Source organism: Nostoc sp. DSM 114167, from assembly GCF_052692655.1.
This window is the reverse complement of sequence record NZ_CP195116.1, coordinates 3,389,843-3,413,902: the sequence shown is the minus strand read 5'-3', so window position 1 is coordinate 3,413,902 and position 24,060 is coordinate 3,389,843. Positions and strand designations below refer to the sequence as shown.

18 protein-coding genes are annotated in these 24,060 nt (G+C 40.7%); 11 read left to right on the top strand and 7 right to left on the bottom strand.

Features of this window, described 5'->3' with window-relative positions:
- Positions 1 to 42 precede the first annotated feature (42 nt).
- From NSTC731_RS14455 to NSTC731_RS14425, 7 genes are all read left to right on the top strand, one after another.
- On the top strand, positions 43 to 1,038 hold the full coding sequence (locus tag NSTC731_RS14455) for a calcium-binding protein (RefSeq protein ID WP_445632093.1): 996 nt from the start codon (positions 43 to 45) through the stop codon (positions 1,036 to 1,038).
- Positions 1,039 to 2,035: 997 nt separating this feature from the next.
- Entirely contained in the window at positions 2,036 to 2,164 is a 129-nt protein-coding gene (locus tag NSTC731_RS14450) for a hypothetical protein (RefSeq protein WP_445632280.1), read from the top strand.
- Positions 2,115 to 2,243, top strand: coding sequence for a hypothetical protein (locus NSTC731_RS14445; protein ID WP_445631411.1), 129 nt, complete (start codon positions 2,115 to 2,117; stop codon positions 2,241 to 2,243). Before NSTC731_RS14450 ends, NSTC731_RS14445 begins: the two co-directional genes overlap by 50 nt.
- A 1,122-nt stretch (positions 2,244 to 3,365) precedes the next feature.
- Positions 3,366 to 4,004, top strand: coding sequence for a M10 family metallopeptidase C-terminal domain-containing protein (locus tag NSTC731_RS14440; RefSeq protein WP_445631410.1), 639 nt, complete (start codon positions 3,366 to 3,368; stop codon positions 4,002 to 4,004).
- 473 nt (positions 4,005 to 4,477) lie between these two features.
- Entirely contained in the window at positions 4,478 to 6,163 is a 1,686-nt protein-coding gene (gene ilvD / locus NSTC731_RS14435) for a dihydroxy-acid dehydratase (protein ID WP_445631409.1), read from the top strand.
- Positions 6,164 to 6,578: 415 nt separating this feature from the next.
- On the top strand, positions 6,579 to 7,436 hold the full coding sequence (locus NSTC731_RS14430; protein ID WP_445631408.1) for a hypothetical protein: 858 nt from the start codon (positions 6,579 to 6,581) through the stop codon (positions 7,434 to 7,436).
- Between the two features lie 50 nt (positions 7,437 to 7,486).
- Entirely contained in the window at positions 7,487 to 8,056 is a 570-nt protein-coding gene (locus tag NSTC731_RS14425; protein ID WP_445631407.1) for a hypothetical protein, read from the top strand.
- Positions 8,057 to 8,279: 223 nt separating this feature from the next.
- Here the strand turns inward: NSTC731_RS14425 and NSTC731_RS14420 are convergent, their stop codons facing one another.
- The 4 genes from NSTC731_RS14420 to NSTC731_RS14405 all read right to left on the bottom strand — a co-directional run bounded on the left by NSTC731_RS14420 (position 8,280) and on the right by NSTC731_RS14405 (position 17,837).
- Complete coding sequence (locus NSTC731_RS14420) at positions 8,280 to 9,086, bottom strand: Uma2 family endonuclease (RefSeq protein WP_445631406.1); 807 nt, start codon at positions 9,084 to 9,086, stop codon at positions 8,280 to 8,282.
- 36 nt (positions 9,087 to 9,122) lie between these two features.
- The gene (locus NSTC731_RS14415; protein WP_445631405.1) at positions 9,123 to 9,761 is read right to left on the bottom strand and encodes a Uma2 family endonuclease; all 639 of its coding nucleotides are present in this window, start codon (positions 9,759 to 9,761) and stop codon (positions 9,123 to 9,125) included.
- A 157-nt stretch (positions 9,762 to 9,918) separates the two neighbouring features.
- Entirely contained in the window at positions 9,919 to 11,838 is a 1,920-nt protein-coding gene (locus NSTC731_RS14410; RefSeq protein ID WP_445631404.1) for a sensor histidine kinase, read from the bottom strand.
- A 92-nt stretch (positions 11,839 to 11,930) separates the two neighbouring features.
- Positions 11,931 to 17,837: a trifunctional serine/threonine-protein kinase/ATP-binding protein/sensor histidine kinase gene (locus tag NSTC731_RS14405; RefSeq protein WP_445631403.1), complete on the bottom strand. Its 5,907-nt coding sequence runs from the start codon at positions 17,835 to 17,837 to the stop codon at positions 11,931 to 11,933.
- A 191-nt stretch (positions 17,838 to 18,028) separates the two neighbouring features.
- On the opposite strand from NSTC731_RS14405, the gene NSTC731_RS14400 reads away from it, so the two are divergent.
- The 4 genes from NSTC731_RS14400 (at position 18,029) to NSTC731_RS14385 (ending at position 20,995) form a co-directional block, all read left to right on the top strand.
- Positions 18,029 to 18,754, top strand: a complete 726-nt coding sequence (locus NSTC731_RS14400; protein WP_445631402.1) for a pyridoxine 5'-phosphate synthase — start codon at positions 18,029 to 18,031, stop codon at positions 18,752 to 18,754.
- 222 nt (positions 18,755 to 18,976) lie between these two features.
- Positions 18,977 to 19,696: a SnoaL-like polyketide cyclase gene (locus NSTC731_RS14395; protein WP_445631401.1), complete on the top strand. Its 720-nt coding sequence runs from the start codon at positions 18,977 to 18,979 to the stop codon at positions 19,694 to 19,696.
- 62 nt (positions 19,697 to 19,758) lie between these two features.
- On the top strand, positions 19,759 to 20,088 hold the full coding sequence (locus NSTC731_RS14390; protein WP_445631400.1) for an MgPME-cyclase complex family protein: 330 nt from the start codon (positions 19,759 to 19,761) through the stop codon (positions 20,086 to 20,088).
- Positions 20,089 to 20,341: 253 nt separating this feature from the next.
- Entirely contained in the window at positions 20,342 to 20,995 is a 654-nt protein-coding gene (locus tag NSTC731_RS14385) for a hypothetical protein (RefSeq protein ID WP_445631399.1), read from the top strand.
- A gap of 278 nt (positions 20,996 to 21,273) precedes the next feature.
- On the opposite strand, the gene NSTC731_RS14380 is transcribed toward NSTC731_RS14385, so the two are convergent.
- The 3 genes from NSTC731_RS14380 to folD all read right to left on the bottom strand — a co-directional run bounded on the left by NSTC731_RS14380 (position 21,274) and on the right by folD (position 24,043).
- Positions 21,274 to 21,729, bottom strand: a complete 456-nt coding sequence (locus NSTC731_RS14380; RefSeq protein WP_094350479.1) for a divergent PAP2 family protein — start codon at positions 21,727 to 21,729, stop codon at positions 21,274 to 21,276.
- Positions 21,730 to 22,047: 318 nt separating this feature from the next.
- A complete protein-coding gene (gene crtE / locus NSTC731_RS14375; protein ID WP_445631398.1) occupies positions 22,048 to 22,980 on the bottom strand; it encodes a geranylgeranyl diphosphate synthase CrtE in 933 nt (310 codons plus the stop codon).
- Positions 22,981 to 23,155: 175 nt separating this feature from the next.
- Positions 23,156 to 24,043 (bottom strand): bifunctional methylenetetrahydrofolate dehydrogenase/methenyltetrahydrofolate cyclohydrolase FolD, encoded by an 888-nt coding sequence (gene folD / locus NSTC731_RS14370; RefSeq protein WP_445631397.1) that lies wholly within the window; start codon positions 24,041 to 24,043, stop codon positions 23,156 to 23,158.
- Positions 24,044 to 24,060: the final 17 nt, after the last annotated feature.

Genomic DNA, 24,060 nt, shown 5'->3' with positions numbered 1-24,060 from the left:
CTGTGCAAAAATCGGAAAAGCCTTGTTCGCTCTAAATGATATATCAAAAAACTCTATCTGAAAAAATATTTCATATTTCGTTATCGCAAGAGTAATAAAAATGGCAACAATACGATTAATGCCGGTGATGGCAACAATACGATTTACGGCAAATCTGACAACGATACGATTAACACCGGATCTGGCAATGATAAAATTCAAAGCGGATCTGGCAACGACACGATTAACGGCGGTTCTGGCAACAATCGAATTGACGGCCAATCTGGCGATGATAAGATTGACGCTGGATCTGGGAACGATACGATTAATGGCGGTTCTGGCAACGATACGATTAACGCTGGAGCCGGGAACAATCGGATTGACGGCGATTCTGGCAACGATATCATTAACACCGGATCTGGTAACGATACAATAATCGGCGGAACAGGCAGCGATACGATTAACGCTGGTGATGGCAATAATACGATTGACGGTGGATATGACAACGATAGGATTAACGCCGGATCTGGCAACGATACAATTAACGGTTGGGTGGGCAACGATACAATTAACGGCGGAGCGGGCAACGATAAGATTGACGGCAGTTCTGGCGACGATAGTCTTATCGGTGGATTAGGCAACGATAGCCTAGTTGGCGGATCTGGTAACGATACGATTAGCGGTGATTTTGGTAACGGTGGTATCCTCATTGGTGTTGGTGGGACTGATATCCTCACTGGAGGATTGGGTAACGATGTTTTCGATTTCAACTTCGTTTCAGAGAGCCAACCTGGTTTGTTACAGGATGCGATCGCTGATTTTGTAGGAAACGGCATCCTTGCAGGAGATCAAATCGATCTATCTACTATTGACGCCAACTCCACTAAAGAAGGCAATCAAGCTTTCACTTTTATCGGGAGTCGTGCATTCTCTGCAATCGGTCAAATCCGTTATTCAGGAGGTATTCTCCAAGGTAGTACTGATGGCGAGCTGTCGGCTGAGTTTGAAATTCGGCTTACAAGAGCGCCACAATTAGTAGAAAGCGACATTATCCTTTAATTTAATATTATCTGCCTTAAAAATAAGGCAGAATGCAGAATTTTGATAATTGAATAGTCGCAAAGAGAGATAAGTTTAGCTTGCCTCTGTTATAGTTTATAGTTATTAAATTGCGCCGCATATATATCAGAAAATTAGGTAATACAATCGCAACTGTTGTAATGATGCCACTTAATGAAAAAATGTCAGATAATTTGAGAAGGCAAGTTGTGACACAAGGGACGTAGCGATTGCGCTGGTTAACAAGGCTTTTAAGTTATTGCAATTATTTCCTTATATATAACTAGATAAATCATCGAATAAATCTCAAAAAGCAAAACCAACCCTATCTGAACAAAGGTTTCAGATTTTGTTTTCGCGAGAGGAATAAAAAAGGGATAATTACTCTTTCTTATAGATAGAAAAAACTAGGCTTGAAAGTAATAGTATAGTGTTGTGATTGTGGATAACATCAAAACGTTCTAAAAGTTATGCGCTTCTGTAGGAGTAAATCAACTTGTTTCATACCATCCTACTACTGCAAACAGTAAAGATATAAAGACATGACATTACTCTTGGCATAATTTTGATGCCAAGAGCATCAATACATCTAGTGCTTGTCAAATCTTCAGAGCTGATTCGTAAAGAAAATCTGAAGGATACTCAACTCGTTACTAGGTCTGAGTTTCAGCGAATAAGTATTTTTTTGACTCAAATTCCTGAAATCCTTGCAAGACAAGTACTTTACTTGAGTTTACAAATTAGCTCTCAAACTTAACACCAAAGACTTGTTCCAATCAGGTGTGGTTCGATCGTCTATTTCCACTCGTTATTTTTTTGCCTTGTCTTCTCGGCGTTGCTGAATGAAAGTGGGAAATTTAAAAATTTAATATTTGAAACTGTTTCCTTTACACCTTTGGGGGAAACCAAATTCATACTCTTAATCAGCAACACCGTTTTCTGATAGGAAAGTGACGAGGTTATTTTTTACCTTCTAAGTTCAGGATAAACTTAACTAATGGCAATTATCAATGGTAGCATTTTTAATGACAACAATACCATCAACGGTTCCCCATTAATCTTTCGTCCTGCCCTAAATGGGGGTGCTGGCACCGATATCCTTAAATGGCAATGCCGGCGACGATAGTTTAAATGGCGATGCTGGCAGCGATATCCTTAACGGTCAATACGGTTCAGTTAAGGATAATTGTAGGTTGGGTTGCTAATGTATGAGAAAATCTGTTAATACAATCAATCGCAAAACTTGTGATGATGCCACAATAGCCAAATTGTAATGTTAGGGGTGCAGGGATGTCTACGACGGTCACTGAGCGCAGTCGTACCACTTCGTGGAAGCAAGCTACGCAAAGCGTCTCGCAAAGAAGTGCGGGCTATGACGCTCGTTCGCGCAGCGTGCCGTAGGCAAGACTCGCTAACGCTTCGCTATCGGCGTCGCACTCGTCTAACAAGGGAATGGCAATAAGTTAAAATACAGCCCCAATTAGATCCTGGGAGGCTCCGTCTCCAATGGCTTTAGCAGAGGCAGCATCCCTCTCGAAACACATTTCAAGTCTTAAGACTGGTAACGAATTCAAGTTACACAAACCTTTAGGCTTTTCTTCGTGTCATCTGTCTAACAAAGCTTTTAACTTATTGGTAATTATTTGTTATCAAGTTACACAAATCTTTAGGTTTTTCTTCGTGTCATCTGTCTAACAAAGCTTTTAACTTATTGGCAATTATTTGTTATATATAACTACAGAAAACACTAAACAAATATCAATATGCTCTCACCAGCTCTACCTGGACAAAGGTTTTCCATTTTATTCTGACCAGAGAATAAAAAAGCTAATTATTATTTTTTCTAAAAAAAAGTTTGCTGGAGGGTAATACTATAGTACTGTTATTATAAATACATTATTAATGTCCTTAAATATATATAATCACGTAGAAAAATCTCTTGTTATTGAGTACTTTCCAACTGAAACAACTGAAAAGATAAGGTACAAGGGCATCAGATGATTTTTGGTACAAATTTGAAATAAATATCATCAAATACATCTAGCACTTCTTAAATATTCTCAAATACTCTCAAATATTCAAACTTAATAGTCAAGGACTGTTCTAATCAGGTTTGCTCAACAATATACTTCAATTATTGATATTTTGACTTGGTTTTGTCGGCATTGCTGAATGAAAGTATGGAATTCCCAAATTCCATGTTTTAAATTGCTTGCTTTATGCATTTGAAGGAAATCAAATTCATACTCTTAATCAGCAATGCCGTTTTATAATGGAGAAGTAAAGAGGTAATTTTTTTTTCCTCTAAGTTTAGGAGAAACTCATCAATGGCAAGTTCAATATCAATCTCCTCTGGTAGCGGCAGTGTTAGTGCCAGCTCTAGTAGTTATAGCAGTAGTAGTGGCAGTGGCAGTAGTAGTAGCAGTAGTAGCAATAATGGTCAGAGCGATGTCATTAACACTAGTGGTGGCAACAGTACCCTTATAGGTGGTAGTGGCAAGAGTATCCTTAACGCTGGTGGTGGCAATGATAACCTCTTTGGTAACGCTGGTAACGATATTCTTAACGGTGGTGCTGGTAACGATACGCTCAATGGTGGTACTGGGGATGATGTCCTGACTGGCGGTAGTGGAAAGGATATTCTCACTGGAGGATCGGGTAATGATGTTTTCAAGTACAACTCAATTTCTGATACTCCACTTTCGGGACGCGACATCATCACTGACTTTCGTGGAAATGGCAGCTTGCCAGGCGATCGCATCGATCTATTTAATATTGATGCCAACTCCACTATTGGGGGTAATCAAGCTTTCACTTTCATTGGAAGTGCCCAATTCTCCGCACCCGGCCAAATCCGTTATTCAGGAGGTGTTCTCGAAGGTAACACCGATGGGAATCTGTCGGCTAATTTTCAAATTCGGCTTATAGGAGCACCACAAGTAGTGTCAAGTGACCTCATTCTTTAATTTAATATTCCTGCCTTGAAAATAAGGCAGGAGGCAGAAGGTAGAAGGCATTAGAGAATGAAAATATCTCTTTCCCAGTCTTCAATCCCTAGTCACTATTTTCAAGGCAGATATAATTTTGAAGAAGAACTCTAGTGCAAAGTTAGAGTGTCTCCATCTGTGTACCGGAATCAATATCAATATACTAAGCTTATAAATGTGGAAAGTCAGAGCCTCACCTTGGGGCAATGACTTTTTTTCATATTTAAATTCGTATTGCTATCCATAGTATTTCCGGCACTCTAAATGTCATACACAAGAATCATCCCTATTTAACACAAACGCTTAGATGAAGATTTATTTTAATTAGGGCTGACTAAAAGACACAGTGAAACATAGAGAATTACTCATATTCGATCGCACTGCCCAGGCATGAGAAAATCATCAGGTAATACAATCGCAACAGTTGCGATGATGGCACGGAAGGAAAAAAGATGTCGGAGAATTTGAGAAGCCAAATTGTGACGCAAGGAGTGCAGCGATCGCCTAATCGAGCTATGCTGCGTGCAGTTGGTTTTAAAGATGAAGATTTCAATAAAGCTATTGTGGGCATTGCCAACGGCTACAGTACGATCACTCCCTGTAATATGGGAATAAATCAACTGGCACAAAGGGCAGAAGTGGGGATTAAAACTGCCGGAGCAATGCCGCAAGTGTTCGGTACGATTACCATTAGCGATGGGATTTCGATGGGAACTGAAGGGATGAAATATTCCTTAGTATCGCGGGAAGTGATTGCTGATTCCATTGAAACCGCCTGTACTGGACAAAGTATGGATGGTGTACTAGCCATTGGCGGTTGTGATAAAAATATGCCAGGGGCAATGCTAGCGATCGCCCGGATGAATATCCCTGCAATATTCGTTTACGGTGGCACAATTAAACCCGGTCACTACAACGGACGCGATTTAACTGTTGTTAGTTCTTTTGAAGCTGTTGGTCAATACAGTGCGGGAAAAATTGACGACAAGGAATTATTAGAAGTCGAAAGTCGGGCTTGTCCGGGTGCCGGTTCCTGTGGGGGAATGTTCACAGCTAACACCATGTCTTCAGCATTTGAAGCGCTGGGGATGAGTTTACCCTATTCTTCGACAATGGCGGCAGAAGATGCTGAAAAAGCTGATAGCACAGAAAAATCAGCGTTTGTGTTAGTCGAAGCGATTCGCAAACAAATCTTACCCCGGCAAATTATTACCCGCAAATCTATAGAGAATGCTATCTCTGTAATTATGGCGGTGGGTGGTTCTACCAATGCAGTACTGCACTTTTTAGCGATCGCCCGCGCCGCTAATGTAGAGTTAACTATAGACGACTTTGAAACTATCCGCGCTCGCGTTCCCGTTTTGTGCGATCTAAAACCAAGTGGTAAATATGTTGCTACAGATTTGCACAAAGCTGGTGGCATTCCGCAAGTAATGAAGATGTTACTTGTGCATGATTTATTACACGGTGATTGCCTCACCATCAGCGGTCAAACCATTGCAGAGATATTAGCAGACATCCCAGAAGAAGCATCTGCCAATCAAGATGTGATTCGGACTTGGGATAACCCGATGTATCCTCAAGGACATTTAGCCATCCTCAGAGGTAATTTGGCAACGGAAGGGGCTGTCGCCAAAATTACCGGCGTGAAAAAACCAGTAATTACCGGCCCCGCACGAGTATTTGAATCAGAAGAAGCCTCTTTAGATGCAATTTTAGCTGGTAAGATTCAAGCTGGTGATATTCTCGTCATCCGCTACGAAGGGCCTAAAGGCGGCCCTGGAATGCGCGAAATGTTGGCTCCCACTTCGGCAATTATCGGGGCTGGTTTGGGTGATGCTGTCGGATTAATTACCGACGGACGCTTTTCTGGCGGTACTTACGGTATGGTGGTTGGTCATGTTGCTCCAGAAGCAGCAGTTGGTGGGGCGATCGCGCTTGTAGAAGAAGGCGATAGTATTACTATTGATGCACCCGCTCGTTTATTGCAGTTGAACGTATCCGAAGAAGAATTGGCTCGTCGTCGTGCCAACTGGCAACCTCCGGCTCCGCGTTATACTAAAGGCGTGTTGGCGAAATATGCCAAATTGGTATCTTCTAGCAGTATTGGTGCTGTAACAGATTTGGACTTGTTTTAGTTAACCTGACAACTGTGGCGCTTTGCCTACCTTTAACAAGGGGCTTCAGCCCCTTGTTTAGTTATTTGAGACGATCGCTGGATTTACGCTGTTATGTAATCGTTTGATCTAGCGATCGCTTCTAAAGAATTTGCAAGGACAAACTCAGTAACTTACTTTGCGATCGCAAGCGTGGTAAAACAAACTGCTGTATCGAAACAATTTGTCAGATGAAATACTATTGATCGCCTCTAAGTTTTGAAGCTATTGAAGAGGGACGTTCTGTATTTATACCAGATTTTTACCTTATTTTCGTGAGTTTTTGGAAAAATATTGAAAAAGTTTCAGGAAATTTACATAGAAGAAGTGATGTCAATCGATATACTACAGAAATACTATTGACCATCAACTGCTGAAAAACTTAAAAGGGCACAAAATGAGTTCTGAATCTAACGTCAAACTGACGATCGCTCTTTCTAATCCAGATTTAGATGCAGAGGAGCAAGAACGAGAAGCACGGAATCTGCTGCGAGAAATCAAAGACTTAGATGTTGAAAGTGCTGAACTAGTAACAGCTACAGAAATACCCGAAGGAGCCAAATCTGTTGGCGGGTTTCTGGTGGGGGTGTTGCAAGCAGAGGTGAGCCTTGCCAATTTTAAGAAATTGCTGGGATTTTTAGGCGATCGCTTGGGTAACAAAACCATTGAGTTGGAAGTTGAAGCCAACGGCAAGAAACTCAAGGTGAAAGCTAGCAGCCGGGAAGAGTTAAACGCCGCCATTGAACAAGCTCAAAAGTTTATCGCAGGCAACGCCAGAAATTCCAGCATTACGGAAGAACAAGCGTCGGGACTCAGAGATGGAGATATAGCTTTAATTGAGAGTCTATGCTTTTCTTCCACTTCTGCCGAAGTTTATAATTATCAAAACATTCTAATCTCAGCAATTCTGTTGGCTACTGGGGGTTTATTAAAAGCTAAATATATAATTGCTTTTGCCTGTGGAGGAGCATTTATAGGAAGTCTGGCTGGTAACACTTCATTATCCGTGTTTGGAGCTTTAATTGGAGCAGTATACGCATTAAATTATCAAAAAAACAATCTGCCATCAATTTATGTTTCCGCATTCACATCTTACGAGCCAAGAAAAGACAACAATATCTGGAAACAAGGTAATTATATGATTGCCCTGGCATTAGGTGGCACTTTTTTAGGTGGACTAATTGCTCAAATTCCCGGCTCAATTATTGGTGCTATATGTGGATTCTTTTTGAGTTCGATTATTTCTAAAATATAAAGCCTAATTCACACAATAGAAGATAATAGTAATTGGAAATAACCAAATTTATGAGTAACTCAACAAAACTAATAATATGGGGGCTGGTAAATTTTATATTTTTTACATTATACTCTTTCCGAAGTAAGCAATCATTAAATTTAACAGCAGCAATAAATATAGCACTTGCTTCAGGAGGCTTAGTAACTAGTATCAGCCTGTTTTATCAATTGGTTGCTTCACAAACATTAAAAGAAATACTGGAAAAAGAAGTTGGATTTGACATAACTGCACTTTATTTAGGGGTAATAGCTGCTGGTTGGGTATCATTACAACCAATTGCACAACTTTTTGAGGTAAATAGCTTTGCTGGAAAGGTTGATGGATATCATATTGATACAGGTACAACTATTTATTTAAACTTATATTGTAATAAAAGTCGGATCTATCGCGTGGTTTTGACAGAAGAAATACTTCAGGCAAAGCTTAAAAATCTGCCGAATACTCAAACATTCCCGAAACCACAAAATCCCCAAGATTTAATTGGTAGAAATATTAGTATACTAGAAGTAGTACCTATTCAATCAGGAAAAGTGCAGGAGTTAAGAATAACTCAACCAGAACAATTAATTATTAGTTAAACACTTATAATATCTGTAGGTTGGATTTAGGAACGAAACCCAACATTTTATCATTGTTCATGTTGGGTTTCGCTGCCGTTCAACCCAACCTACATTGAGATATTTTATTACAAGTAATCACTCGAATTTGATATAATGCACTCTTGACCAGAAATTATTGGCAACTTGCTCGTACATTGTCTCTTCATCTATTACTCCTACAAATCAAAAAAGCCAAAATTTCTCACAACATATCTGGATTTTCCCCCAATTCTCTCAATCTAGCCGCTAAACGAGCCACCTGTGCAGCAGCCGCTTCTTCTCGTATAGCAGCAACTTCTGCTTGTGCAACTGCGGCTTGTGCTTGTGCAACAGCAATTTCCGCCTGCGTGACTGCAACTTGTGCTTGTGCAGCAGCAGCTTCGTCTGGTAACAAAACCAAATTGCCAGCGACATCATAAAACCGCAACCATACCGCCGTTTCTCTGTCTATTGTTCCTTCATACGTTCCCAACCATAAACCTAACTTTTGACACCACAACCAACCACGCTCATTTGGTGTCAAAGATTGATATTGCTGATTATGATCTAAATGCCACCCTTGCAAAGAAGTCGGGTCAAAGGGGTCATAGACAAAATAATCTGAAGTATGAAAAGTTTGTTCGTAAAGGTCTTTCTTAACAGTCTTATCTATTTTGGCTGTAGATGGTGACATTAATTCTACAATCACATCAGGATAACGACCGTTTTCTTCCCACACTACCCAACCTTGCCGAGAATTAGTCCCATCCACATTCAAGACAGCAAAGAAATCGGGGCCACGAAAATCCTGGTTACGTACTTGGGCGCTGCTGTAATAAATAAACATATTGCCACCAGTAAAAAAATCATTCCGTTCAGCCCAAGCTTGTTGCAATGACCGAATTAGGACATTCATAGCAATACGGTGGCGATTTGATTCCAAAGGTTCTCCGTCATCAAAAATTAAATTTGTGGGCGGTGTGGGGTGTTCCCAGTCTAGAATGGCTCTTGGGTTGTTTTCGGTAGTCATGAGCGATCGCCTTTCTCAGAAAGCTTTAGATTTTTATCATAAATTATTCTTTACCCAATCTCGAAAGTTACGCATAGCTTGACTTCTCCCAATTGTTAAACACTGCTGCACATATTTATTAACTAATTCAACAATTGGAATGTCAGGAAAATTAGGACTAGATTCAGATTTTATATATTTACCTTCTTTTAGCAAGCAAATTTCTAAACCTTTTTGTGTATGTCGCCAAAGTTCAGGAACTCCCAAAATTTCATAATTCTCAAATCGAGTGCGAGAGGTAATATCTATTTCGATTGCTAAATCTGGTGGTGGGTCTATATTTAAATCTATGCGATTTTTTCCAATTATAGCAGCTTGATTTTGAATATAAAAACTGGTATCTGGTTCTACTGCTTGCCGCATTCGCTCATTTTTTAGTGTTGTGGAACCAAAAGGCTCAAAATCAATTTGGAGTTTGTCTAATAAAACTCTTACTAATTCACCAATATATTCTTTATCTTTTTCGTGTTCTGGTAGAGGAACCATAATTTCTAACCAACCATGACTATAAGAAATACGTGCTGCACGTCTTTCTCCCATTTCTGCTAAAATATCTTCTAACTGCTGCCAACTAATATCTTTAAGTAACATTTGTTGACCAGGGTTAACAATAATTTGTTGCAGTTTTAAAAGCATATTACCTCAGAGAGTTGATATAGTAATAATTGTATGTATTAGATGGAATTTACAAATCAACTTTCTTAAAGTATATCGCTTATGACCATTAGTGTACAAATTAACCAAAATAATTCATTGATATAATCTTTGACTGTTTCAATTTTGTCAGCAATTTTTAATTTTTACTTGTTAAAGGAATACGGATGGTAAACTCTGTTCCATATCCTGGGGTTGAATCAACTTCAATAGTCCCTCGATGTTTATCTACAATAATTTGATAAGCGATCGCCATTCCTAATCCGATTCCTTTACCCACAGGTTTAGTAGTAAACATGTGGTCAAATACCCGTTGCCTGACATTCTCTGACATCCCAATACCATTATCGGAAATCTGAACGATCGCGCAATGACTTGATTTGTCAATTTGGGTTTGGAGCTTAATTTGATTTGGGTTAGTTTTAAGCTCCTCAAAACTTCGTTTTTGGCTGGCTTCTTCTAGTGCATCAATCGCATTGACTAGAACATTCATAAACACTTGATTGAGTTGCCCTGCGTAGCATTCTACTAGCGGTAGATCGCTGTATTGCTTAACGATCTGAATTTCTGGTAGATTGGGCGTGGCTGTAAGGCGACGGTTCAAAATCATCAGAGTGTTATCTAATCCTTCATGAATATCTACAAATTTCATATCTGCTTCATCGAGGCGCGAGAAATTACGCAGCGACAGTACAATTTCACGAATGCGTTTGGTTCCCAATTGCATTGATGCCATTAATTTGGGTAAATCTTCTGCTAGAAACTCAATATCAAGGTCTTGAATGCGATCGCTAATTTCGGGGGTAGGATTTGGGTAGGTTTGTTGATAAAGCTTGAGCAAATCGAGGATATCTTGACTGTAAACGCTGGCATGATTGAGATTGGCATGGATAAAATTGGCGGGATTATTAATTTCGTGTGCCACTCCAGCCACTAATTGTCCCAGACTAGACATTTTTTCGGTGTGGATGAGTTGAGCTTGAGTATTTTGCAATTCTTTCAGGGTTTTGCTGAGTTGCTGCGCCTGCTGGCTAGAAATCAAAGCGCGATCGCGAATCTGTTCATATAGCTGCACCTGTCGCCACGCACTAATCAACCCAATCAATAGCAATCCTCCCAAAACTGTAGCCAACAGGTTCAACGCCTGTAATGGCGATTCAATATTTTCTTTTGGCACAATTAACGCTACTGACCAATTTGCTTCTCTGAGGGGAGTGTAAGCAATATAGCTCCATTTACCATCCAGTTTCACCAATTCAATATTTGTGCGTTTAGCTACCATTTTTTGGCTAATTTCAACTAATCTGGGATTGCGCGAGTTCAGAAAACTTTTGGCAGCTTTTTCGGGTGTACCAATTAGTTCTTTGTTGGGATGGGCAATGGGAACTCCTTGAGAATTCAGCGCGAAGGCATAGCTGACTTTACCTTGATGTAAATTGCCGATCGCCTCAACGACTCGCTTAATTGGAATTCCTCCCATTAAAACACCTGCTGGCTTTATGCCTGTTTCGGCAGGAATCGGCGAACTAATCTGAATCTGTAGCTGCTTGGTTGTGCGTCCAATAATTGGATCGGCTGCTACGGTTTCACCCGCCATACTCCGTTGAAAAAACTCTCGGTCTTTAACATTGAGCCGATCGCCTTGAGTATTCATTAATGTGCCATCTGGTATGCTCAACGTCATGAGCAAAAACGTTTGCAGCCGCTTCAATTCAGATTGCAAGTAAGGTTCCATTACAGACCAATCGAGCGATCGCACCACAGTAGTATTTGCCAAAGTTTTAATTTCTGTCTTCCGAATGGCTAACCAGTTATCGATATCATCCTGACCTCGCCGTGTTTTTAACAGTACTTGTTCTTTGAGACTAGTGAGTAGCAATCCCTTAACAATCTTGTAACTAGTGATAGCTGTGGCACTAATGCTAATAGACAGAATTATCACAATTGATAATAATATAAACTTCCGCGATCGCCATTGAAATGAGTAGTATTTTTTGTTGATATTGGTATTCCATCCGAGATGAATTTTCGACCAGGTTTTCTGCAACTTAAGTATCATTGTAGCTTTCCTACCAGTTAAGAATTTAAAAACTAAAAATAAAAAGTGCTGAGTAAACTATAAATTACTCAGCACTCAGCACTCAGCACTAATTATTGTTGTTGAGCAGAGATTTGAATGAGAAACTCTGTACCTTTTCCAAGTTCGGAAGTACAAGAGAGCGAACCGCCATGTGCTTCGACCACAATTTGACGAGCGATCGCTAATCCTAATCCAGTGCCTTTTCCGACAGGCTTAGTAGTAAATAAATGGTCAAATACTTTTTGTTTAACCTCTGGTGACATCCCGACGCCATTATCAGCAATTTTAATCAAAACATTTTGACCTGAATCTACTACACAAGTTTGAATAGTGATGCAATTGGGGTTGGCAAGAATCGCTTCCAAACTGCGTTCTGTATTGTATTGTTCAAGCGCATCAATGGCATTTGCTAACAAGTTCATAAACACCTGATTAAGTTGTCCTGCAAAGCATTCCACTAGAGGTAGTTTGCCATAATTCTTCACCACTTCAATTGCTGGACGGTTTTCATTAGCTTTTAAACGGTGTCTGAGAATCAGAATAGTACTGTCAATCCCTTCGTGAATATCAAAAGGAACTTTATAGTCCTTATCTGCTCTGGAAAAGGTTCGCAAACTGGTACTGATACTACGAATCCGGTTAACACCCAATTTCATCGAGTCTAGTAATTTAGGCAAATCTTCGCGTAAATAATTCAAGTCTATGGCATCAATTTCATCTTGAATATCTAAACCGGGATTGGGAAAATTTTGTTGATAAAGATTAATTAGTCCAAACAAATCTTTAACATAATCTTTGGCAGGTTCAATATTACCAGCAATGAAGCCTACAGGATTGTTGATTTCATGGGCAACACCTGCTACCAGATTGCCAAGGGCAGACATTTTTTCACTTTGTACCACTTGCAATTGCATCGTTTTGAGTTCTTGCAACGCTTGTTCCAACTGTTGTTTTTGCTGCTGTAACAATTGTTGTGCTTGTTGGCGTTCAGTAATGTCTTCAGATGTGCTGAGGATACCAAAAACGTTTCCTTCTCTATCTTTTAGAGGAATTTTATTTGTATTAGACCACTTATGTTGTCCATCTACTTGTTGCACGGTTTCAATAATGTTGAGTTCCGCTTCCCCAGACTCAATGATGCGGCGATCGCGCGCTACAAAAAAATCTGATTGCTCGCTAGTCCAGCTAAGGTCGTAGTCTGTTTTCCCAATAACATTTTCTGGCACTCCTAGACCCCAAGTTTGCGTAAACTTATGATTACAGCCTAAATAAACACTATTGCAGTCTTTCCAGAAAACAGATTGTGGGATATTGTCAATAATTAACCGCAAAAATTGTTCAGTCTGTCCCAAGTTTTCTAGAGTATCTTGTGCTTGCTGATAAAGCCTAGCGTTTTCTAGGGAAATTGCAGCTTGAGTACATAATAAATTGAGAATTTCGACGCGATCGCTAGTAAATGCTCCAGTCATGAGATTGTTTTCTAAATATAAAATCCCTAACAGTTTCCCTTGATAGAGAATCGGCGTACACAGCAAGCTTTTGGGTTGCTGACGAATAATATAGGGATCGGCTATCAACGCCGGATGCAATGTTGTATCAAGGATAACGGTAGGTTCCAGGCTGCGTTTGACGGCGTAAATTAGGCTATGAGGAACATCTGCACTATCTTCCACACAAATGGACTGTAACACCGTTGATTGCTGCCCAACTTCAGCCATCGCCTCAACTAGCAATCTATCTTCTTTAAGCAGTAGTAACGCACACTTATCTGCTCCAGCATTTTCAATCACCACTTGTAGCAGCTTCGTAAGTAATTTATCCAGTTCAATTTCACTGGAGAGAGTCTGAGAGGCTTTTAAAACTGTTGCCAAATCTAGCATTACTGATGTATTGCTGCTAGAGGTTACTGATTTATGAATGCTTGGGTGGAAGGTACTAATGCTGTCAATATTTGCGAACGTCTCATTGGGTGTGAGTAGTGAACGCTTCTGTTGTAAAATTGGGGCTAGCAGTTGTGGATAACGCTGTTCTAGATCGTCAACTTTGGCTTTAGCATCCCAACGGCTGTAGCAATAGTAAGCATTAATCAAATATTCTTGAGCAATGCGTTCTTTGCCCCATTCTAAATAGAACTTGGCTGCAAGTTCGTTAGCGAGAGCTTCTTCGTTGACATATTCGTTTTCTTTAGCTTTGGCAATGGCGCGATCGTATGACTCGATTGCATCCATATACTTGCCAGAAATTCTTGCTATTTCCGCAGATAATAAGAGATATCGATGTAGAAAGTTATCTGGACAACTATTCGCCCAATTTTTCTGAATTTGTTGATGCTCGCGAATAATTTCCCAATACTGCTTTTTCTTCTCTAATGTCACATTGGGATAGAGAGCTATCAAGCTGAGTGGATAATAGAAATGATACTGAATAATTGGGAAAAAGCCAGAGTTACAAGCAAGAGTTTTTTCAGCTTCTTCTGCTGCTTGCACAGCATCTGTGTAACGACCATAAAGGTAGGACAATTGGATTTTGAGAAAGCAGTACCAATTAATTCCATGATCGAAATTGTTCTTCTGTCTCCATACTTCTATGTAGGGAATATCTTCGTCGTTGCGAGCGTCTAATAAATCGGTTTTTTTAGATATATCTTGCAAATTCAATAAGAACTGGCGCTGTAAAGTAAACGCATACAGCATATTGACATCATTAACCTGTTGGACATAACTCAGATATTTTTCAGTTTCTGCGTAAACCTCTGAGAGGCGATCGCCCTTAATTAACATTGCCCAAATCAAAAACGAAACTGCCCAAACACCAAATACCAAATTTCCTGTTTCTTGACAGACTTGGAATGATTCCTGAGAAAGTGGCAAATTAGTTTTTAAATGCTGATTATAGGGATTAATCGTGTGTGCAAAGATATTATTGGTCTTAAAAATAAATTGAGTACTATTAAAGTAACGATCGAGTTTTAGTGCTAATGTACCGAACTCATAAGCAGTTTGATAATTTCCTTGATTTGCTAGACTCATCCCATATATACAGTAAGCAAAACCAGAGCTTTCTGCATTGCCATATTTAAATGATAAATTAATCGTTAATAGAGGAACCAAGCAAGTGAGATATTCATCTCCTCCCATATAAGCTGCTGCCCAAAGGTCAGCTAAAATACCCATACAAACCTTTTGATCTCGATCTGTCATCTCAGGCAGATCGAATAAATCTGATATACGAACCGTTTGCAGTTTAGCTTTTAATTCTTGAAGTTCAGTTTCGATAGCAGCTTGCTGTTCTTCAGGAGTGACTGGCAGATGCATTTCCATAATGCTCAAACCTTTTACTCCAGCTTCAATGCTAGCTGCGATATTTTCCCCCTGAGTCATTTTCAGATACATCTGAATCTTATAAATCTCTACTTTTTCAAACCTATCTTGACTTTGATATAACGCTATCTCAAATAATTTCTCGGCTTGGTTAAAACTGCCAGTTAGATATTCAGATTCTGCGGATTCTCGATATAATTCAAACGTAATTTTATAGTTAGTTAACCAACTTTCTGCTATCAGCAAACTTCTACCCAATGTAAAATATTTCAGGGCTGCTTTATAAGCAGTAGAAGCTTTTGCTTTCTTACCAGCAATTAGATTCAGTTGAGCAAGTTCATATTTTTGAGATTGTCCATCAATTATGTCAATTCCTTCATTTAGCTGATTAACAATGTCAAAAATGCTGGTTTCAAGCGCTTCAGGTGATGTATTGTTTAACAGTAATTGCCCAATCTTGAAATGAGTAGCTTTTCGTTGAGATTCAGGGATAAGAGAGTAGGCCGCTTGCTGAACACGGTCATGAAGAAATCTGTAAGAGCAAGAGTCAGGAGAATTGTGTTGCTGAAATTGTGAACTATGAATTCTAAATTCAGACTCATCATGATAGAACTTATAAACCTCACTGGTAGGAATAATCAACCCATCTTGTACAGCCTTCCAAAAATCTGTGGCTGTTTCCAACTGAGATTTTTCATAGACGATCGCTAATGTCTTTAAATCAAATTGGTTTCCGACACAAGCTGCTAACTTCAAAACTTCTTGAGTTTTTGCTGACAATTTCTGAAGCTGAATTGCCATGAACTCTACTACATCATCGGTAAGAGCGAGCGATCGCACCTGAGCAATATCACATTCCCAATAACCACCATCAAAATTAAATGTAATTAGTCGATCTTGATGTAGCGCTTTGAGAAACTGGGTGCTGAAGAAAGGATTCCCTTTAGTTTTGCTCAATATTAATTCTGTTAAAGGTGTGGCTAAAGCTAAAGAGCAACTCAATGTATCTGCAACCAAATGATTAATAGAAACCCGATCGAGGGGTAATAAGGTAATCGTATTGACTGTGGCATCTAATTTCTCAATCTCTTCTAAAGTCAGCATCAACGGATGTACTGGGTTGACTTCGTTATCTCGATAAGCACCAATTAACAATAAATAGCCGATGTCAGCTTCACTCATTAACAAGTGCATTAAGTTTAAAGAAGCAGCATCTGCCCATTGCAGATCGTCAATAAAGATCGCTAATGGATGTTCTGATGCAGTGAAGACTTGAGTGAATTTCAAAAACAGCGAATTGAAGCGATTTTGTGCCGCACTTCCAGAGAGTTCCGGCGCAGGTGGCTGTTTACCAATCATACTTTCCAGTTCTGGAATCACCTCGATCATTACTTGTCCATGCTCACCCAAAGCAAAAAGAATTTTGCGCTTCCACCGCTCAAATTGGGCATCAGTTTCACTCAGCAGTTGCCTGATTAAGTCTCGAAAAGCTTGCACAAAGGCAGAGAAAGGGATGTTGCGCTGGAACTGATCAAATTTACCTTTAATGAAGTAACCCCGTTGTCGTACAATTGGCTTGTGGACTTCGTTTACCACAGCAGTTTTGCCAATGCCAGAGAAGCCCGCTATCAACATAATTTCAGTGCTTCCCTGGCTGACTCTCTCAAAGGCATCCAGTAAATTTTGAACTTCGGCTTGGCGACCGTAAAGTTTTTCTGGGATGATGAAGCGATCGCAAATATCCCGCTCACCCAATTGAAAGGATTTAACCCTGCCAATTTCTTGCAATTGAGACAAACATTTTTCTAAATCAAATTTTAGCCCTAATGCACTCTGATAGCGGTCTTCAGCATTTTTCGCCATCAATTTCATCACAATTTCACAAAGAACTTCGGGAATTTCTTCCTCCCTGCCCCCTGCCCCCTGCCCCCTACCTCCTAATTGCTCTGGTTGCTTGGCAATATGACAGTGAACCAACTCCATCGGATCGTTAGACTTAAAAGGTAGATGTCCAGCCAGCAATTCATAGAAGGTAACGCCGAGGGAATAGTAATCACTGCGATAGTCGATTGCGCGATTCATCCGCCCGGTTTGTTCTGGAGAAAGGTAAGCGAGAGTACCTTCTAAGACATTAGGACTGTAAATTTCTTGGGTTTCTCTGGGTAAAAGAGAGGCAATACTAAAGTCAATTAACTTGACTTGCTTAGTTTCTGGGTTGATAAGGATGTTGGCTGGCTTGATATCTTTGTGGATAATTCGATGGCGATAAAGTCCGTCAAGAGTATTACTCAGAGCGATCGCAATATCCAAAAACTCTGTCAAAGTATATTGGTTGCTTTCCATTTTTTGATTGAGCCAATCTCTAAGGGAAATACCACCAAAATCCTCCATCACCAAAGCATAGCTGTTGCGGTAAGGTTCCAGACTGTAGGGACGAACAATACCGGGTAGGTCAAGATTTTTAGCAATAGTGTACTGATTACGGAACAGCAGCAGTTCATTGAAACTAGGATACTCTTGCTGGAGCAGTTTGATCGCAACCGGAAGTCGATCCGCCTCTCGAATAGCACGGTAAACTACGGTTCTAGAGCCTGCATAAAGTTGTTCGCTAATTTGATAGTTCAAAAGCTTGTCCATCGGCTCAACTGCTGTATTCATACTTCATCAACTCTTGTGAAATCAGCTACTTATTTAAAGTAGTTTGCCCAAGAATAAGCTTTTGCTAACTCAGTTTTCTTTTAAACAATTGCATTGTACGCGTGTAATCTATGTGTAGCTTTTTCAGCAAAACTACCGCTATTTCCGGTAAAATCAAGTTCTAAGGACTGTGGATTTGGGAGAAACCTGGGGTGCCTACACTTGGCGTTAACATTGACCACATCGCCACTATCCGGCAAGCGCGGCGGACGGTGGAACCAGACCCGGTAGCGGCGGCGGTGCTGGCAGAATTAGCGGGTGCTGATGGAATTACGGTGCATTTGCGTGAAGATCGGCGACATATCCAAGATCGGGATGTGCGGATATTGCGGCAAACAGTGCGATCGCATCTTAATTTAGAAATGGCCGCTACAGATGAAATGCTGGCGATCGCTCTCGATATCAAACCAGATTACGTGACTTTAGTCCCCGAAAAGCGCGAAGAAGTCACAACAGAAGGCGGACTAGATATTGTCGGGCAAATTGCTAGAATAGGTGAAATAGTCGATAAATTGCAAAGCGCTAGCATTCCAGTTAGTTTATTTATCGATGCCGAAACAGCACAAATCGAAGCATCTGTCAAGATACAGGCGCAGTTTATTGAATTGCACACCGGACAATATGCTGAGGCTAAAGATGAAACAAATCGCCACCGAGAATTAGCCATATTAGCTAAAGGGTGTGAACAAGCGATTCAAGCTGGATTGCGAGTCAACGCTGGTCATGGACTCACCTACTGGAACGTCTATCCGGTGGCTGCGCTTCCAGGCATGGAAGAACTGAACATTGGTCATACCATCGTCAGTCGGGCAGCATTAGTAGGTATGGAAAGGGCAGTCCGCGAGATGAAGCAAGCTATAAGAGGGAATGGGGAATAGGGCATTGGGCATTGGGCATGGAAAAGAGACAAGGTAGACAAGGAAGAGGGGGAAGACTTGGGAGAGATTTGTTCAATAATTCCTCCTTGTCCCCCTTGTCTCCCTTGTCTCCCCCATCTCCCCCATCTCCCCCCTCTCCCCACTCCTCACTCCCGTATCTTAAAAGAGGGGTTGTCACTGCGAAATCTAGAAATTGGGATCGAATCTTCAGCAAAAACTTCTATGAGCGCAACACAATCTAACAACCTACCACTTTGGGTACAGGATCGGGATAAGGTGATAGCAGAAAGTACTGATGTCGAGTGGCGCTATCAGACACCGCCTGATTATTCCCGTTCAAAAGAGAATCTTGCTAAAGAAAGTATCTATAATCATCTTGAAGGAACACTAGAAGCGATCGTGCAAAACTTGGTGAGAACCTTTGAGATGGAGGTATCTTTCAAAGCTAACCCGCAAGAGTGGTTATCTATTGTGAATGACAACTTTCGCGTCAGTACTAATGGCGGAGTAGAGTATACCGCAGCAGATTTATCAGCCCAAGGTACTTACAATTTATTTATGGCTGATTCAGAGCATTATAAGGCTTCAGAAGAAAGTTTTGAATCATCCGCAAAAGTCTTCCACACAACATTTCCCCAAGGATTTCCTTGGGAAGTAATGGAAGTTTTCTCTGGGCCACCGAATGTCACATTTAAATGGCGGCATTGGGGACATTTTAACGGAGAATACAAAGACCATGCACCTACTGGAGAGACGCTAGAAATTATCGGCATGACCATTGCAAAAGTTACCGATGACTTGAAGATTATTTCCTTAGAACATTACTTCGACAATAATCTGTTCTTGGAAAAGCTAACATCTGGTGGCAAACAGATAAAATCTGAAAACCAGAAAAGTGCTTGTCCGTTCAGTTCTTGGTTTAAGAAATCCCACAAAAGTTAGTTTTGTCAGGGTACAGAGTCACTGTGCCCTGAAATTATTCACATAGCAACCAAAGGATGAAAATGCAAACATACCATTACGTTTTGGCAAGTCACCGCTTTCTTCTCGAAGAAGAACCGATACACGAAGTTCTCAAAGAACGCACCCGTAACTACCACGAACAAGAAAAACAAATAGATTTTTGGTTAGTTGAGCAACCAGCTTTCTTGGAAACACCGCAGTTTACAGAGCTAAAAACGAAGTGTCCCCAACCAGCAGTAGCAATTATTTCTACAAATCCTCAATTTATTACTTGGTTAAAACTGCGTTTAGAGTACGTCATTACTGGAGAATTCCAGGCTCCTTCTGAGGCAATACCAGATGCTTTGGCATCGTTAGCTACCGTATCTTAGGCATAGCGCATTGGGGCATAGGGCATTGGACATTGGGCATGGAGAAAAGACAAGGGAGAGACTTGTTCAATAATTCCTCCTTGTCCCCTTGTCTCCCCTGACCCTCTGCCTCTTCCCCACTCCCTAATTTGATTTTTGAGTAACAAAATATATTTTTTGACACGGATTTCATCACCATACTGAAGTAGCTAGGTTTTCAGCTTTTTTCTTATAAAATCTTCTAAGACACCTTAATTTACATAATCTAACTTTTGTGCATAGATTTCAGAATTTACCAAGTGTTTTAGGATTAGCGATTGTAGGGTTGATTGGTGGCATGAGTTCTGTACTTGCTCAAAAAACCATTCCCTCTTGTCAACCACCAAATACGGGTGAGTATCTTTTATTGGTAGTCAGTCCCACAGCAAATAATCAAAAGCAGTTACGTAGCGCCTTACCACCCGAACTTAAAACTATCACCTGCAAATATCTCAACGAAACCGTGACGCGAGTCGGAGGTTTTAATAAAATTGACGATGCCAATCGTTGGGCAAGATATGTCAGCAATATTGTTGGCTTGTCTGCCATAATTACCACTCGACCAACGACAACGGCAGATGTGCAGCCACAGTCACAGCCCAAACCACCTCAGCAGACAGTCAGCTATAATCCTCAAGCATTAGGAGAAGGTTATGCAGTACTGGTAGATTATTACAACCGTCCAGAACTAGTAAATAGTGTGCAGCAAGTGGTCGGAGGTAACGTCGGTTTTGTTTCTTATGGACAACGCCCTTACTTGCTAGCAGTTCATACCACTAACCAAACTGAAGCGTATAATACATTGCAAAAGCTAAACAATGGCGGTTTCGTTGCCAGCCTAGTAGATAGTCGTAAAGTGATTTTGCTGCGCTCGACTGTGCGGTTTTAGCTATCTTAAGTTCACTGGTATCCTGATGCGATCTACCAGACGTGGTAATTTGTCAATTGACCTAATTTGTGATTTTAAATTCAAAATTTCAAAGGGTTTCCAGGGAATATATTTATACTCGCTTTGCGTGAAGCAAGTTATTTGGAACAAATCCTTTCATTTTTAATTCCCTAAATTTATTCACGGGGTAAATCTAAAATCCAAAATCCAAAATTGATTGACAAATTACCAGTTATTAATGATCAATAGCCCCTCAAACAAAGATTTATTGCTCTAGTTTAATAAGCAGACCTAGCTAACCAATAGATGGTTATACCCAAAGCCGATCCAGCGATTACTTGGACTGGTGTATGTCCGAGTAATTCTTTCAGACGGTCTTGGCTAAAGTCTGGTTTTTCGTGAAATAATTCATCAATCATTTGATTGAGAATACGAGCTTGCTTACCAGCCGCTTGGCGAACTCCAGCTGCATCATACATGACAATGATGGCAAAAACGATCGCAACGGCAAAATCAGGAGATGCCCAACCCAGTGTTTGCCCTACACCAGCGGCTAGAGCCGTAACCAGAGCCGAATGGGCACTGGGCATACCTCCGGTTGTCACCAAAACACGCACATTCAGTTTGCGATGTTTGACGATCTCAACTACGAGCTTTAATGCTTGAGCAATTAAACAAGCTACCAGAGCAACCAGCAGCACCCGGTTGTCTAAAATGTTGCCTATGTCCTGCATGTTATTTTGGTTAGGTTAGTAAATATTAGCAGCAGTTGTTGATTGAGGAAACATTTAGATTCAACCCAAAATTTCCAAATCGATCTATCACGTTGGAAAAAGACCAACAATTCAAAATAGTCTAAAAGCTGATTTGATAAGCTTTTGTAATTTTGAATCAGTGAATTTTTAATTTCGTTGGGCAGTAGTAGTACAGTATGGTGTAAATAAACCACCCATTCCCAATCAATGAAACGTTTGCGGTATAGGAATTACGTTAGCGCCGGCGGCAAGCGACGCAGGAGCGTCATTACGAATTAGGAATTACCCAAAGCGTTACTAGTTATTACGGCTGGTAATAAAATGAGCGATCGCTTGGAGTGGTTTAGCTCTATCTCCAAATGGTTCTAATTCTACACAAGCTTCTTTAACTAGCTCTTGGGCTTTTGAGCGTGATTCCTCAAGTCCCCAAAGGCTGGGATAGGTAACTTTCTGAGCTTTTTGGTCTTTGCCAGCTGTTTTACCTAATTGCTCTTGGGTAGAAGTGATATCCAAAATATCATCGATGATTTGGAATGCTAGCCCAATATTTTGAGCATAACGGGTTAGCCGCTGCACATCTTCAGGTGATGCATTAGCAATTAGCCCGCCACAAACTACGCAAGCTTCCAACAGGGCGGCTGTTTTGTGTTTATGAATAAAATTTAAGGTTTCTAAGGAAATATCAGATTTACCTTCTGACTCTAAATCGACAACTTGACCGCCGACCAAACCACCTGCCCCCAAGGCTCGACCAAGACGGGCAATAACCTGCAAAACTACTTCTCTTTTAACGCTTTGAGGGGTTTCAATGGCAACAGACTCAAAAGCAAGAGCCAACAAGCCATCGCCAGCCAAAATCGCGACATCTTCCCCATAGACTTTATGATTCGTCAGCTTTCCCCGACGGTAATCGTCATTATCCATCGCTGGCAGGTCGTCATGTATCAACGACATTGTATGGATCATTTCCACAGCACAAGCTGTTGGCATGGCCATGTCAATAGTTCCACCCATCATTTCACAGGTGGCAAGACAAAGAATGGGACGTACACGCTTACCTCCAGCTAATAATGAGTAGCGCATCGCCTCATAAATCTTTTCTGGATAAATGACCGAGATAGACCGATCCAAAGCATTATCACAAAGCTTTTGTCGCTCTTTTAAATAAGCTGCTAAGTTAAATGTGGCTTCTTCTGGTGGTGTCTTTTGGACGTTATCAGTTGCTACCATTCTTTAATTCCTGACATTTTGCGATTTTTGCCTTATACGTCACAATTTTAAGGTGCTGGGGGACTGAAAAAAATGAAGAGTTAGGAGTTAGGAGTTAGGAATTAGGAGTTAGGAGTTAATAACTCTTAACTTTTAATCGATCGCTTTCAACTTTTAACTCATCACTTCTGACTCCTCACTCTCTTTCTTCTTTTGCCGCTCTAGAATAGCTAGCAAATGTATTTTCCAACAATATGGCAACAGTCATCGGGCCGACACCACCAGGAACTGGGGTGATAAATCCTGCGACATCAGTGGTTGATTCAAAATGGACATCGCCAATGAGACGACTTTTGCCATTAGCATCGGTGACGCGATTCATTCCCACATCTACCACAACAGCGCCCGGTTTCACCATATCAGCAGAGATCAATCCGGGACGACCTACTGCTGCAATTAGAATATCAGCATTTTGGGTGATGGTTTTCAGGTCATGCGATCGCGAGTGAGCGATCGTGACTGTGGCATCAGCTTCTAATAGCATCAGCGCCATCGGTTTACCCACCAAAATACTGCGCCCTACCACTACTGCTTGTTTTCCCTGCAAAGGAATCTCATATTCTTGTAAAAGCCGCATCACACCAGCCGGGGTGCAGCTACGTAACCCAGTTTCTCCCCGTACTAATCGCCCCAAGTTAACTGGATGCAGTCCATCAGCATCTTTATCGGGATCGATTTGATGTAGTAGAGTTACAGCATCCAGGTGGTTAGGTAAGGGCAATTGCACAAGAATGCCATCCACTCTTTTGTCGTGGTTGAGTGCAGCAATTACCTCTTCTAACTCCTCAAGGGTAGTTTCGGCAGGAAAATGCTTACCAAAAGAAGCGATCCCAACTTTAGTGCAAGCTTTTTCTTTATTGCGTACATAAGCCGCTGATGCTGGATTATCACCAACCATCAACACTGCTAAACCAGGCGGTCGTCCAATTTTTGGTTGTAATTGTGTAATAGCAACAGAAAGTTCTTGCTGAATTTTTGCAGCTAACGCTTTCCCATCAAGGATTTTGGCAGTTTTTGTTTCCATGAAAATTCCCAGCTATG